Genomic DNA, 13,137 nt, shown 5'->3' with positions numbered 1-13,137 from the left:
CATGACCCCGGCCATCAACCTGCTCAAGCGCGAGAAGATCGCCCACACCGTGCGCAGCTACGTGCACGACGCCCACGCCGAATCCTATGGCGGCGAAGCCGTGGACAAGCTCGGCCTCGATCCAGCCCAGGTGTTCAAGACCCTGCTGGCCAGCACCGAGACACACGAACTGCTGGTGGCGATCGTACCGGTGGCCGGCCAGCTGGACCTGAAGGCACTGGCCGAAGCGGCCGGCTGCAAGAAGTGCGAGATGGCTGCTGCTGACGCCGCGCAGCGCGCGACCGGTTACCTGGTCGGTGGCATCAGCCCGCTCGGGCAGAAGAAGCGCCTGCGCACCTTCCTGGATGCCAGCGCTCAGGCATTGCCCGCGCTGCATGTCAGCGCCGGTCGCCGCGGCCTGGAAGTGGAACTGGCTCCGGCTGACCTGCTGCGCCTCACCGCCGGCCACTACGCTGCCATCGGCAAGTCTCGCTGATGCGCTGGCCCTGGTCTGCAGCGCGGATACCCCGTCTCGACGATGCACAGGCCGATGTGCTGTTGCAGGACCTGCTGTCGCGCGACGCAACGCGCATCACCGATGCCGCACGTAGCGTCGCACGGCTGTTCAGTGCCTTATCGTTGGACACGTTGGCCACACATGTCGACCTGATCGAACGCAGCTGCGAGGGCATCGCCCTGGGCGGCATGCTGATCAGCAACCAGGCACACCTCAAGGCGGGCCTGCAACGGCTACGCTACTGGCAGGCGCGTAAGGGATGCCTGTGTGCGCTCAACCCCGGCTACCCGTTCTTCGATCCGCGTCGCCTGATCGAACAAGGGCAGATGCAGCTGATCTCGTTGCAGGAGGCCGAGGATGGTTGGGGCGATTGCCATACCGTTGCCTGCACGCAATGCGGCCAGCATTGGCAGGCCATCGACCGCGAGTACCATTACCCGTGGTGGGAATGGAAAGCTGCCTGAAGGCCAAGCAGCCACGCATGGCGTGGCTCTACTGCGGTCCGCACATTCACGCGATGCGTGGATGGCAAATATTGCTCACGGCCGCCAGTTCGCGTTGTTCTCCCAGAACTCGACAGAACGCCGGTACGCCTCACGGTCCAGCGGCACGCCGGAGCCGCCCTCCTCCACGCCCAGCGCATTGCGCATCATCGTGATCGGCGCCATTGGCACCTCTTCCGGTTCGGCGGTGTAGATGCAGCCGACGATGCCCCAGTCGGCCTCGATCGGCGAACCTTCCCTGGCCAGCTGCTCGGCGCTGTACAGGATCACCACCAGGTAGTTCGCACGCGGGGACTCCACACCCTCGAACCAGCGCACCAGCACCGGCAGCTCGTCACGATTGCGCGCCTCATAGCCACTGCGCAGCTGGTGGCGGTTGGCCTCGGTGATCGGCACCGTCAGGCAGCGCGTGCTGGTCCAGTTGTCGTAGACGAACAGCTTGCAGAACGGCGCGTAGCCATCGAGTACCTTCAGTGGCGCGTGCGCATTGAGGTGTGCCTCGAACTGCTCGGCGGTGCAGTCCTGGATGGTGTTGCCACGCGGCACGCGCGGGAACAGGCGGGGACGGGCGAAATCGGTCAGGACGATGGACATGGCATGCACGAACGGGAACAGGCCCTCAGGGTAACGGTCGACGCGCTTGAAGTCTGCTTCACATTTGCCGGCCACAGTGCACGCACATGTCCCGGAGAGTCCTGCATGAACCGCTTCCGCTCCCCCCTGCTGTCCGGCCTGCTGGCCGTCCTTCTCCTCCCTGCCATGGCCCCATCTTCCGCGTTTGCCGCACCATCGCGGGTGCTGCTCGTTGTCAGCAGCGAAGGCCGGGACCAAGGGAAGACCCGCCCGGGCTTCGAGATGGACGAATTCGCCCAGGCCTGGCTCATCCTCAAGCAGAACGGCTTCGACATCGACGTGGCAAGTCCGCGTGGAGGCGCCGTTGAGGCTGACAAGTACAACCCCACCGAGGCCTTCAACGCAGCCGTCCTTGCCGATTCCCAGGCCATGGGCAAGCTTGCCGCGACGCTGCCCACTGCACAACTGCGCGCGGGCGACTACCAGGGCATCCTGGTGATCGGCGGTAAGGGTGCCATGTTCGATCTTCCGGCCGACAAGGCCCTGCATGCCACGATTGCCGGAATCTGGCAGCAGGGAGGACTGGTCGCGGCGGTATGCCATGGTCCGGCCGCACTGGCAGGTGTTCGCCTTCCCGATGGCCGGGCCATGGTGGAAGGCCGCGCCATGACCGGATTCACGGAAGAGGAAGAAGCATTGTTCGGCAAACGTTGGGCAAAGGAATTCGCGTTCCAGCTTGAACCGCGCATGCGCGAGTTGGGCGCGCGCTGGCAGGAGGCACCACTGATGATGCCCAAGGTCGTAGTCGATGGACGCCTGCTGACCGGTCAGAACCCGTTCTCGACCGCTGCGCTGGCTGACGCCTTCGTGCGCGCCAGCGGGCGTGTCCCACTGGCACGCCAGGCATGGCGCGATGAGCGCAGCATGGCGCTGGTGGAGCAGCACCTGCAGCAGCGCGATGGGCAGGCGGCGCAGATACTGGCGCAGCGCCCGTCCGACCATCACGTCGAGCTGATCGGCATGCTGGGTTTCTACCAGCTGAAAGCGGCAAAGGACGCCACTGCGACCGCCGACGCGCTGTCCATCATGCAGTTGGCCAGCCCGCATATGGACGAGCCGAGGCTGCAGGTCGCGATGGCAGAAGCGCACTGGCGCCTGGGCCGGACCGATCTGGCCCGTTCGCAGGTACTGGCTGTGCTGGAAAAGCAGCCCGGTCTGGACGAAGCTAACGCTCTCCTGGCCCGCATGCAGCCCTGACCATGGACGCCGAGCGCCTGCGCCTGCTGTTGATTGAAGACAACCTGCCGTTGGCCTCGGCCATCATCGACATGCTGCAGGCGCATGGCCATCTGGTCGATTTCGCCGCTGACGGACACGTCGGGCTGCAGCTGGCGCTGGCGTCACCGCCGGATGTGCTGCTGCTCGATATCGGATTGCCAGGCACGGATGGTACGACGGTCTGCCGTCGGTTGCGCGAGTGCAGTGATCGGCACGTCCCCATCCTGATGCTGACCGCACGCGATGCGATCGACGACAAGCTGCAGGGCTTCGCTGCGGGCGCGGATGACTATCTGGTCAAGCCCTTCGACGATGCCGAGCTTCTCGCCCGCTGTCTCGCCCTCGCCCGCCGCCATCGCGTGGGTCAACCGAACCTCCTGCAGATTGGACCGTTGAGCATCGACCGCCGCAGCGGCCAGGCTTGGCGCGCGGGATTGCTGCTGGAGCTGGCACAGGTTCCGCAGCGCATCCTGCTCGTACTGGCCGAGGCCTGGCCGCGAACCGTCACCCGCAGCGAGCTCGTTCAACGTCTGTGGGGGGATGAAGCACCCCCTTCCGATCCGCTGCGCTCGCATCTGTACCTGTTGCGGCAGGTACTGGACAGGCCGTTCGAAGGCGAGATGCTGCGCACCGTCCACGGTGTCGGCTTCCGTCTGGAAGCTTCGCCATGAAACTGCCGCCCGCCCAGCACCTGCGCCGTCGACTGCTGATCACATTCACAGCCTTCGCGCTGTTCACCGCCATGGTGTTCGGCACCTACTCGCTGGTATTCATGTATGTGGTGGAAGACAGCATCTTCAACGACCAACTGGCCCGTGAAGCACGGGCTCAGCTCGCCTGGCACGCGCACGAAGGGGACTGGCGGACACCTGCCGATGCCGCAATCCGGCTGCATCGTTCACCCTCTACCTTCCCCGACGATCTGCGCAGCGAGTTCGCAAAGGAACCGTGGCGCTCGGAGTTCGCGGGTGTCGATGGTCGGCACTACCATCTCAAGCGGATCGATCCCCCGGCCGGCGCTCCCCCTGCTTGGCTTGTTTCGGAGGTCAGTGGGCGACTGGTGGTCCGGCCGATCCGCGATCGGGTCGTAATGCTGCTTGCCGGCACAGCACTGCTGGTCCTGATCGCGGCGATTGTCGTCGGCATCTGGCTCGCCCATCGCAGCACACGCTCGCTCTACGCGCTGGTCGAGGAGGTTGAAGCGCTGCAGCCGGAACCAGGCCCCGGCGCGCACCTGGCAGCACGTTTCGACGATGACGAGATTGGCGTGCTCGCGCGCGCCCTGGATGGATTGTCCGCACGCGTCGCTGCCTTCGTTGCCCGCGAACATGCGTTCACGCGCGATGCCAGCCACGAACTGCGCACCCCCTTGAGCGTCATCTCCAGTGCGGCAGGCCAGTTGGCCGGCGAGTCGGGCCTGTCCGAGCGTGGCCGCCAGCATGTGCAGCATATCCGTCTTTCGGCACTGCAGCTGCAGCAGGCCATTGCGGCGCTGCTCGCGCTGGCTCGCGAGGAAACCGCCAGCCACGGTGCTCCGCCGGTCAAACTTGTACCGCTGCTGGAACGGGTGATCATCGAGCAGTCTCCGTTGCTGGCTGCACGACCGGTCGAGATACAGCTGACCGTACCCGACGAGTCCACGCTGCGCGCGCCCGAGGCGGCCCTGCACGTAGTCCTGGCCAATCTGGTCGGCAATGCGTTCGCGCATACCGCGCAGGGCCAGGTCCTGATTGCATGGCAGGACGGTCAGCTGCTGGTGTACAACACGGCAGGTACTTCGCCCTTCCTTGGCAACTGGCCCGAGCCGCGGCCATTCGACAAGCGTGATGGCAGCGAGGGCAACGGCCTGGGCCTGGATATCATGCGGCGACTGTGCAGCCACTACGGGCTCGAACTGGTCATCCAGCACGGCGGTGGCGGGGTGATCGCCCGCTTGAGGGGGCAGCCAGCCGAGACATGAAGCGCCTCCGGCGGTCCAGCCCGGTCAGTGCCGATCTGTAGCCGCCCCTACAACGCCATCCGCTCGCGCAGTTCACGTGCCTGCCGCCGCGACACTTCCACCTCACTGCCATCATCCAGCGTCAGCTCGTAACCATCGGCAATGCTGGGCGTTACGCCACGGATGCGGCGCAGGTTGACCAGGGTATTGCGGTTGGCACGGAAGAACAGATCCTGCGGCAGGCGTGTTTCCAGCGCACTCAGGCTGCGGGTCAGCAAGGCGTTCTGGTCGCGGAACCACAGCCGGGTGTAGTTGCCATCCACCACCAGCCGGCGGATCTCGGAGACCGCCACGAACCAGCAGCGTTCTCCCTCGCGCACGAACACCTGATCCTGCGCGCCCAGTGTGCTGCGCGGCTCCCGCGTTTCGCCCGCCACCACCTCGCGCTGGCGCGCCCGCTCCAGCGCCTCCAGCAAGCGTGGCGCCTCGACAGGCTTCACCAGATAATCCAGCGCATTGGCCTGGAACGCGCGCACGGCGTAGGTGTCGTAGGCGGTGACGAACACCACTGCAGGCACCGTCTCCAGGCCGTCCAGCACATCGAAACCACTGCCGGAAGGCATCTGCACGTCCAGCAGCACCAGGTCCGGCGCCAGCGTGGCGATCGCCTCGCGCGCGGCAGGCACATCGTCGGCTTCACCCACGCACTGCACCCAGGGCAACGCCGACAACAGCGTGCGCAGCTCCTGCCGTGCCAGCCGTGCGTCATCGACGATCAGTACACGCAGTACGCGACTCATTGCGGAATCTCCAGCAGGGCCTGCATGCGATCGCCGACCGGCTGCAGGGTGAAACGCCCGCTCGAACCGAGCTGCGCACGCAGGTAGGCCAGACCCACACCATGCCCGTGGGTGGGCTCGCTGGCATTGCCCAGCGGGTTGTCCACCTGAAGGCGCAACACGTCGTCGTCCAACGTGGCCCGGATCTCTATCCCGCCACCGCCGGGACGACTGGCGATGCCGTGCTTGATCGCATTTTCCACCAGCAACTGCAACGCCATCGCCGGCAACTGTGCCTGCAGGGCGTCGGCATCGATGTGTCGAGCTACCTGCAGGCGCTGCTCGAAGTGGATGCCCTCGATCGCCAGATAGTCGTCCACCACCGCCAGTTCTTCGGCCAGCGTGACCTGCTCACTGCGGTTGTGCGCCAGCGCCTGGCGCAGTGTGCGCGACAGGCGGGTGACCATGTCACGCGCACGCTCGGGATCTTCCAGGATCAGCGCGCGCAGGTTGTTCAGCGCATTGAACATGAAGTGCGGGTTGAGCCGTGCGCGCAGTGCATCGCGCTCCAGTGCGCTGCGTTCGGCTTCGGCTCGCAGCCGGGCCAGTTCACTGTGGCGCGCCCGGCGCAGACCGTGCAGGCCGGCCCACAGGCCGGTCCACATCAGCAGGAACAGCGCGGTGTTCATCCAGTACACCAGCAGCGAAGACCATCGGTAATCCGCGTGGCCACCGGGCAGCTGCACCCAGCCCAGTGCCAGCGCCGGCAGCAGCAGCGCCGCCGTCATCGCCTGTGCGACGCTGGCACCGGCCACCACACCGGCGGCCAGTTTCAACACCAGGCTGCCCAGGCTCCCCTCCCACCAGCGCTGGCGCAGCGCCACCGCGCGCAGCATGCCGCTGCACAGCCACAGGCAGGCGGCCACGCTGACGGTGATCAACACGATGCCGCTGAACACCACGCCGCCGCCGATCCGCATCCCCGCCCACAGCCCGTACATCGCATAACCCGCCCATGCCAATGCATTGAGCGTCCAGAAACGGCGGGATGAGGTGGTGGCGTCCATGCGGGCTCTCGGCGAGGACAAGGGTCAGGGGTGCGCGGCGAGGAAACGCTGCACCTGCTCCTGCAGCCAGCGCGGATCATCCCACATCAGGAAGTGGAAACCCTGCGCGCTCATCGCGATCTGCACGCCCTGCAGTTTCGCGTACTGCGCCTGGAACACCGCGCGCGTGCTGTCCTCGGTGCCGCCCATCGGCTGGTAGCCGGCCCAGCTGCCCAGCACCAGTGTCGGTGCGGTGATCGAGGCGATGCTGTCGCGCAGGTCAGTGGTCATCACCGCATGCATGGCGTCAGCGGTGGTCTGGCGGTCGCTGGCTTCGCCCCAGCGCCCCAGTTCGGCCTGCCGCTGCGGATCGCGGGTCATGCCCGGCAGGCCGGCTTTCAGCTGCACCTGCCACTGCGCGACATCGGCGGCGAGCATGCCCTTGCGCAGCTGGTCGGCCATCGGCCGCACGCTGTCTGCGGTGGCGTTCGGGTCACGCGCGGCCGGCAGGAACGGCAATGCATCGACCACCACCAGTGCGCTGACCGCCTTCGGCTCGGCCTGCGCCACCTGCAGCCCCAGCAGGCCGCCAAGACTGTGGCCGATCACCACCACCGGGCCCAGCTGTTGGTCGTGCAGGTAGGCCAGCAGCTGCCCGCGCATCGCCGTCAGGAATTCGACCGGGCGCGGGTCGGCAGGCGCAGCGCCGGCAAAGCCCGGCAGCTGCACCAGATGGCACTGCACGTCCTTCAGCGCCAGGCAGGTCTCGCGCCAGACCTCGGCGCTGCTGTTCAGGCCGGGGATCATCAGCAGCGGACGGCCCTTGCCGACCACCTCGACCTGCACCTTGCCGGTGCCGGTGGCGGCCGCCGCATGGGCCGAACCGGAGCCGAGCACCGCCATCGCCATGCCGATCATCGCCAGCCGGGCCAGCGCCTTCATTGCGTACCAGAGTGCCAGGAAGATCTTCATCGTCTGCTCCTTCATCGGGTGGGTGCTGCCGGGATGGGAGCAGCGTGGGCCCGACCGACGCATGCCGGTTGCGATTTCGGAGCAGCGGCCGGACGGCGGGGCGAACGGTCGCGGGTTGGGGACGGCTGGCCCTCACGCAATCTTCAAGCATCCATCTTGATGAAGAGATATACTGCTTCGCACCGACCGCCGCCATCCGCGCCATGACCGCCATCAGCTTCGAGTTCTATCCGCCCAAGACCGACGAACAGCGCAGCCAGCTGGACCGTGCTGCGGCCAAGCTGAAGGACTACGCCCCCGAGTACGTGTCGTGTACCTTCGGCGCCGGTGGCTCGACCCTGAGCTACACCTCCGAGACCGTGCGCCACCTCAACCAGCACCATGGGTTCGATGCGGCGCCGCACCTGTCATGCGTGGGCGGCACCCGCCAGGAGATCCGCGAGCTGCTCAAGCTGTACCGCGCCATCGGCTGCCGCCGCTTGGTCGCGCTGCGTGGCGACCTGCCCTCGGGCATGGGCTTTCCCGGCGACATGCGCTATGCCGCCGAACTGATCGCCTTCATCCGCGCCGAGCACGGCGATGCGTTCCACATCGAAGTGGGCGCGTATCCGGAGACGCATCCGCAGGCCTCCGATTCACTGGCTGACCTGAAGCACTTCAAGGCCAAGATCGATGCCGGTGCCGATGCGGCCATCACCCAGTATTTCTTCAATCCGGACGCGTACTTCCATTTCGTCGATGAAGTGCGGCGGCTGGGCGTGCAGGTGCCGATCACGCCGGGCATCATGCCGATCGCCAATTTCAGCCAGCTGCGCCGCTTCTCCGAACAGTGTGGTGCGGAGATTCCGCGCTGGATCAGTCGCAAGATGCAGGCCTATGGCGATGATGCGGAGTCGGTGCGTGCATTCGGCACGGAAGTGGTGGCCCGGCTGTGCCAGCGCCTGATCGAAGGCGGCGCGCCCGGCCTGCACTTCTACACGCTGAACCTGGCCAAGCCGACCACCTCGGTGCTGAGGCTGCTGCAGGGCTGAAAGCACGCCGCGCGAGCATGATCGGCGTTACCCTGCGGGCATGATCCGGCTTTCCTTCCTGCTGTTGCTGCTGCCGCTGTGCGTGCTGTCGAGCGTCGCCCACGCACAGTCCACGCGCCTGAACCGCTGCACCGATGCGCAGGGCCAAAGCGTGTATACCGACCGACCCTGCGACAGTGTGGGTGCGCGGTCGCGGGTGCCACCGCCTGCGCCCAGCGGCAACATCCTGCAGCGCGATACCCTGGGGGCACGCTGCCCGCGGCGGCTGAGTGAACTGGTGGACGCATTGCGCAACGGCATCGTCAGCAATGATGTGAACCGGCTGTCCTCGCTGTACCTGTGGGGCGCGGTCTCCGATGCGGGCGCGCAGCGAATCCTCGGTCAACTGGAATCGCTGGTGCGGCGGCCGCTGGTGGACGTCGTGCCGGTGTATCCAGGACAGGGCCAGGACGCAGTGACTGACGAGGGCCAGGGCCCTGCTGCGCAGGGATCCGCCCCTGAGCCGACGGCTGTTCGCCATCCGGTCGGCCTGCGCCTGGAGCAGACCCTGCCAGGCAGCGTGGCGCGTGCCTCGACGGTGGTGGGATTACGGCGGCAGTACGGGTGTTTCTGGATCACGTTGTGATCGGGAGGGGTCAGAGCCCTGCTGTGCAGGGATCTGACCCCGCATGCCGGCTCACTCCGGCCACAGCCCGCGAATGGCGGCAATGCCTTGCCCGCCATGGCGGCGCGCTTCGGCAATGTGACTGCGGCCCATGCCGCCCAGCGCATAGATGGGCAGTGACACCTGCGCGCGCAGCTCGGCGAAGGCATCCCAACCCATCGGCACGGCATCTGAATGGCTGGGCGTGGCCTGCACCGGGCCCAGCACAGCGAAGTCGCAGCCCAACTGTTGTGCCTCCTGCAGTTGCTGCAGGTCGTGGCAGGATGCAGCCACCAGCTGGCCTTGGGGTAGCGGGCGCTGCGACAGCTGCAGCAGCTGTTCGCTGCCCAGGTGCACGCCCACGCCCAACGCACGCGCCAGTTCGATATCGCGGTTGAGCAACCATTGCACGCCGCTGCGGCGATGCGCACGCACGACCTGCTCGACCATCGCCTGCCGCTGCGGATGGGCCGTCGGCAACCGCAGTTGGATGCGCTGCTGGCCCGCAGCCACCACGCGCTGCAGCTGTTCATGCCAATGCTGCACGCCGCCCTCATCATCGGCCGGCGCCGGGGTGATCAGGTAGCTGTCGGGCTGGCGCAGGGCGGCCACCACCGGCAGGTCTGCCGGCGGCATTGAATAGCGGCCCAGCTTGTCCGGCGCCACCCAGGTGATCGCCTGGCCCTCCCGCCCACGCGGTGTCCCCTTCCAGCTGCGCACGTGGCGCACCTCCAGGGTCAGGTGCTTGTCCGGATAGCACTGCGGCACATCCATCAGCCACTCGCCGACATCGGCCTCGATGCCCAGTTCCTCGCGCAGCTCGCGCACCAGCGCCTGTTCGGAGGTCTCGCCGGATTCGCGTTTGCCGCCGGGAAACTCCCACAGGCCGGCCATGTCGCGGTTCTCGGTACGGCGGTTGAGCAGCACGCGGCCACGGGCGTCGGTGATGACGGCGGCCACGACATGGATCGATCGGGTGGGGGCAGGCATGGGGGGAAGCATGCCCAGAACAGGGCGGCCGGCGCAATCGCGGATCCGCTGCAACTCCCCTGCCACAAACGAAAAGCCCCGCTTTCGCGGGGCTCTTCGGCATCAGCTCAGCTGGCCGTGGCAGTGCTTGTACTTCTTGCCACTGCCGCACGGGCACGGATCGTTGCGGCCGATCTTCGGCTCGTCGCGCTGCATCTGCGCCACGCCCTGCTGGGCAGCCTGCACCTGCGCGGCTTCCTCGTCGGCGCTGTAGCCGCCCACGTCCTGGTGCTGGAACTGCGACTGGCTCAGGCGGGCTTCGGCCTGCTGGCGTTCGGCCGCTTCCAGCGCCTGCACTTCCTCGTCGCTGCGGATGCGCACGCGCGACAGCAGGGTCACCACTTCGCGCTTGACGTTTTCCAGCATGTCCGAGAACAGCTCGAAGGCTTCCTTCTTGTATTCCTGCTTCGGCTGCTTCTGCGCGTAACCACGCAGGTAGATGCCCTGGCGCAGGTAATCCATGCGCGCCAGGTGCTCCTTCCAGCTCTGGTCCAGCACGGTCAGCATCACGTGCTTCTCCAGCGCGCGCATGGTCTCTTCGCCCACGCCGGCTTCCTTCTCGGCGAAGTGCTGGTTGACGCGTTCCTGCACCTTGGCGGCAATCGCCTCGGCGTCCAGCTCCTCGTGTTCCTTGACCAGGTCGGTCAGCGACATCTGCAGGCCGAAGTCCGACTCGAGGGTCGCTTCCAGGCCACGCAGGTCCCACTGCTCGTCGATCGAGTTCGGCGGCACGAAGCGGGCCACCACGTCGAAGATCACGTCGTCGCGGATGCCGTCGACGTTGTCCTTCACCGATTCGGCGTCCAGCAGCTCGTCGCGCTGGGCGTAGATCACCTTGCGCTGGTCGTTGTTGACGTCGTCGAAGTCCAGCAGGTTCTTGCGGATGTCGAAGTTGTGGGCCTCGACCTTGCGCTGCGCCTTCTCGATCTGGCGGCTGACCAGGCGGTCTTCGATGACGTCGTCTTCCTTCATGCCCATCATGCGCATGGCCTTCTGCACCCAGTCGGAGGCGAAGATGCGCATCAGGTTGTCTTCCAGCGACAGGTAGAAGCGGGACGAACCCGGGTCACCCTGGCGGCCGGAACGGCCACGCAGCTGGTTGTCGATACGGCGCGACTCATGGCGCTCGGTGCCGACGATGTGCAGGCCGCCCGCCGCCTTCACTGCCTCGTGGCGCTTCTGCCAGTCGGCCTTGACCGCGGCCTTCTGCTCGTCGGTCGCGTCCTCGCCCAGCGCGTGGAGCTCTGCTTCCAGCGAACCGCCCAGCACGATGTCGGTACCACGGCCGGCCATGTTGGTGGCGATGGTCACCGCGCCCGGACGGCCGGCGTTGGCGACGATGGTCGCTTCGCGGTCGTGCTGCTTGGCATTGAGCACTTCATGCTTCACACCGGCCTTGCTCAGGTGCTCGGACAGCATTTCCGAAGTTTCAATCGAGGTGGTACCGACCAGCACCGGCTGGCCGCGCTTGGCGCACTCTTCGATGTCGGCCAGCACCGCATTGAACTTGCCCTTGCGGTTGAGGAACACCTGGTCCGGGCTGTCCTTGCGGATGGTCGGGCGGTTGGTCGGGATCACCACCACTTCCAGGCCGTAGATGCTCTGGAACTCAAAGGCTTCGGTATCGGCCGTGCCGGTCATGCCGGACAGCTTCTTGTACATGCGGAACAGGTTCTGGAAGGTGATGCTCGCCAGCGTCTGGTTCTCGCGCTGGACCGGCACGCCTTCCTTCGCTTCCACCGCCTGGTGCAGGCCATCGGACCAGCGGCGGCCAGCCAGGGTACGCCCGGTGAACTCATCGACGATGACCACTTCGCCGTCGCGCACGATGTAGTCCACGTCACGCTGGTAGATCGCGTGCGCGCGCAGGGCGGCGTTGAGATGGTGGACCACGGTCAGGTTCTGCGCCGCGTACAGGCCTTCGGTTTCGCCGTTGAGGATGCCGGCTTCCACCAACAGCTGCTCGGCGTGCTCCATGCCCGCTTCGGACAGGTGCACCTGCTTGCCCTTCTCATCGACCCAGAAATCACCTTCGCCGTCCTCGCTCTCCTGCTTGACCAGGTGCGGCACGACGCGGTTGACACGGATGTACAGCTCCGGGGAATCGTCGGCCGGACCGGAGATGATCAGCGGAGTACGCGCTTCGTCGATCAGGATGGAGTCGACTTCGTCGACGATGGCGTAGTGCAGGCCGCGCTGGTAGCGGTCGGCCTTGGACAGCGCCATGTTGTCGCGCAGGTAGTCGAAACCGAATTCGTTGTTGGTGCCGTAGGTGATATCCGCAGCGTAGGCTTCGCGCTTGTCGCTGTGCGGCATGCCCGGATACACCACGCCCACGCTCAGGCCCAGCCAGTTGTACAGCTTGCCCATCTGCGCGGCGTCGCGGCGGGCCAGGTAGTCGTTCACGGTGACCACGTGCACGCCCTTGCCTTCCAGCGCGTTGAGGTACACCGGCAGGGTCGCCACCAGGGTCTTGCCTTCACCGGTACGCATTTCTGCGATCTTGCCCAGGTGAAGCACCATGCCGCCGATCAGCTGCACATCGTAATGGCGCATGCCCAGCACGCGGCGGCCGGCTTCGCGGCACACCGCGAACGCTTCCGGCAGCACCTTGTCCAGGGCTTCACCACCGGCAATGCGCTGCTTGAACTCCGGCGTCTTGGCCTGAAGCTGCTCGTCGGAAAGCTTCTCGATCTCCGGCTCCAGCGCATTGATCTTGGCGACGATGCGGTTGAGCTGGCGCAGCTGTCGTTCGTTACGACTGCCAAATACGCGGGTAAGCAGGCTGTTGATCATTGAAGGAACCGGGTTGGATGGACACGACGCCCGGCCTCCCCCTGGGGATCCG

Annotated in this window: 13 protein-coding genes; 7 read left to right on the top strand and 6 right to left on the bottom strand. The window is 66.3% G+C overall.

Going from position 1 to position 13,137, the window contains the following annotated elements:
- Window position 1: 1 nt before the first annotated feature.
- Window positions 2-475 (top strand): Cys-tRNA(Pro) deacylase, encoded by a 474-nt coding sequence (ybaK, locus tag ROV95_RS06385; RefSeq protein WP_049399794.1) that lies wholly within the window; start codon window positions 2-4, stop codon window positions 473-475.
- The gene (locus tag ROV95_RS06380; RefSeq protein ID WP_312543557.1) at window positions 475-960 is read left to right on the top strand and encodes a hypothetical protein; all 486 of its coding nucleotides are present in this window, start codon (window positions 475-477) and stop codon (window positions 958-960) included. The genes ybaK and ROV95_RS06380 overlap by 1 nt, the downstream gene beginning before the upstream one ends.
- 75 nt (window positions 961-1,035) lie before the next feature.
- Here ROV95_RS06380 and ROV95_RS06375 read toward each other — a convergent pair whose 3' ends face one another.
- Window positions 1,036-1,593, bottom strand: a complete 558-nt coding sequence (locus ROV95_RS06375; protein ID WP_312543556.1) for a DUF3228 family protein — start codon at window positions 1,591-1,593, stop codon at window positions 1,036-1,038.
- Window positions 1,594-1,596: 3 nt separating this feature from the next.
- Between ROV95_RS06375 and ROV95_RS06370 the strand changes: the two genes are divergently transcribed.
- From ROV95_RS06370 to ROV95_RS06360, 3 genes are read left to right on the top strand one after another with little or no spacing between them, the layout of a single operon-like run.
- The gene (locus ROV95_RS06370; RefSeq protein ID WP_312543554.1) at window positions 1,597-2,829 is read left to right on the top strand and encodes a type 1 glutamine amidotransferase domain-containing protein; all 1,233 of its coding nucleotides are present in this window, start codon (window positions 1,597-1,599) and stop codon (window positions 2,827-2,829) included.
- A 17-nt stretch (window positions 2,830-2,846) separates the two neighbouring features.
- Complete coding sequence (locus ROV95_RS06365; RefSeq protein WP_312543836.1) at window positions 2,847-3,521, top strand: response regulator transcription factor; 675 nt, start codon at window positions 2,847-2,849, stop codon at window positions 3,519-3,521.
- On the top strand, window positions 3,518-4,810 hold the full coding sequence (locus tag ROV95_RS06360; RefSeq protein WP_312543552.1) for a HAMP domain-containing sensor histidine kinase: 1,293 nt from the start codon (window positions 3,518-3,520) through the stop codon (window positions 4,808-4,810). The genes ROV95_RS06365 and ROV95_RS06360 overlap by 4 nt, the downstream gene beginning before the upstream one ends.
- A 47-nt stretch (window positions 4,811-4,857) precedes the next feature.
- On the opposite strand, the gene ROV95_RS06355 is transcribed toward ROV95_RS06360, so the two are convergent.
- From ROV95_RS06355 to ROV95_RS06345, 3 genes are read right to left on the bottom strand one after another with little or no spacing between them, the layout of a single operon-like run.
- Window positions 4,858-5,589, bottom strand: coding sequence for a LytTR family DNA-binding domain-containing protein (locus ROV95_RS06355; RefSeq protein WP_312543551.1), 732 nt, complete (start codon window positions 5,587-5,589; stop codon window positions 4,858-4,860).
- The gene (locus ROV95_RS06350; RefSeq protein ID WP_164145422.1) at window positions 5,586-6,635 is read right to left on the bottom strand and encodes a histidine kinase; all 1,050 of its coding nucleotides are present in this window, start codon (window positions 6,633-6,635) and stop codon (window positions 5,586-5,588) included. The genes ROV95_RS06355 and ROV95_RS06350 overlap by 4 nt, the downstream gene beginning before the upstream one ends.
- Window positions 6,636-6,659: 24 nt before the next feature.
- Complete coding sequence (locus ROV95_RS06345; protein ID WP_312543549.1) at window positions 6,660-7,586, bottom strand: alpha/beta hydrolase; 927 nt, start codon at window positions 7,584-7,586, stop codon at window positions 6,660-6,662.
- A gap of 203 nt (window positions 7,587-7,789) precedes the next feature.
- Here ROV95_RS06345 and metF point away from each other — a divergent pair, with 203 nt between their 5' ends.
- Both metF and ROV95_RS06335 read left to right on the top strand, forming a co-directional pair.
- Window positions 7,790-8,617 carry a methylenetetrahydrofolate reductase [NAD(P)H] gene (metF, locus tag ROV95_RS06340; protein WP_164145421.1) on the top strand — a complete coding sequence of 276 codons (828 nt, stop codon included), beginning with the start codon at window positions 7,790-7,792 and terminating at the stop codon, window positions 8,615-8,617.
- 40 nt (window positions 8,618-8,657) lie between these two features.
- The gene (locus ROV95_RS06335; RefSeq protein WP_058980414.1) at window positions 8,658-9,242 is read left to right on the top strand and encodes a DUF4124 domain-containing protein; all 585 of its coding nucleotides are present in this window, start codon (window positions 8,658-8,660) and stop codon (window positions 9,240-9,242) included.
- Window positions 9,243-9,293: 51 nt separating this feature from the next.
- Here the strand turns inward: ROV95_RS06335 and ROV95_RS06330 are convergent, their stop codons facing one another.
- Window positions 9,294-10,250, bottom strand: a complete 957-nt coding sequence (locus ROV95_RS06330) for a Nudix family hydrolase (protein WP_312543547.1) — start codon at window positions 10,248-10,250, stop codon at window positions 9,294-9,296.
- Window positions 10,251-10,352: 102 nt separating this feature from the next.
- Window positions 10,353-13,085 (bottom strand): preprotein translocase subunit SecA, encoded by a 2,733-nt coding sequence (gene secA, locus ROV95_RS06325; protein ID WP_111108789.1) that lies wholly within the window; start codon window positions 13,083-13,085, stop codon window positions 10,353-10,355.
- Window positions 13,086-13,137: the final 52 nt, after the last annotated feature.

The sequence above is a fragment of the Stenotrophomonas maltophilia group sp. msm1 genome (assembly GCF_032025805.1).
Lineage (GTDB): Bacteria > Pseudomonadota > Gammaproteobacteria > Xanthomonadales > Xanthomonadaceae > Stenotrophomonas > Stenotrophomonas hibiscicola.
This window is presented reverse-complemented; position numbering and strand designations above follow the sequence as displayed.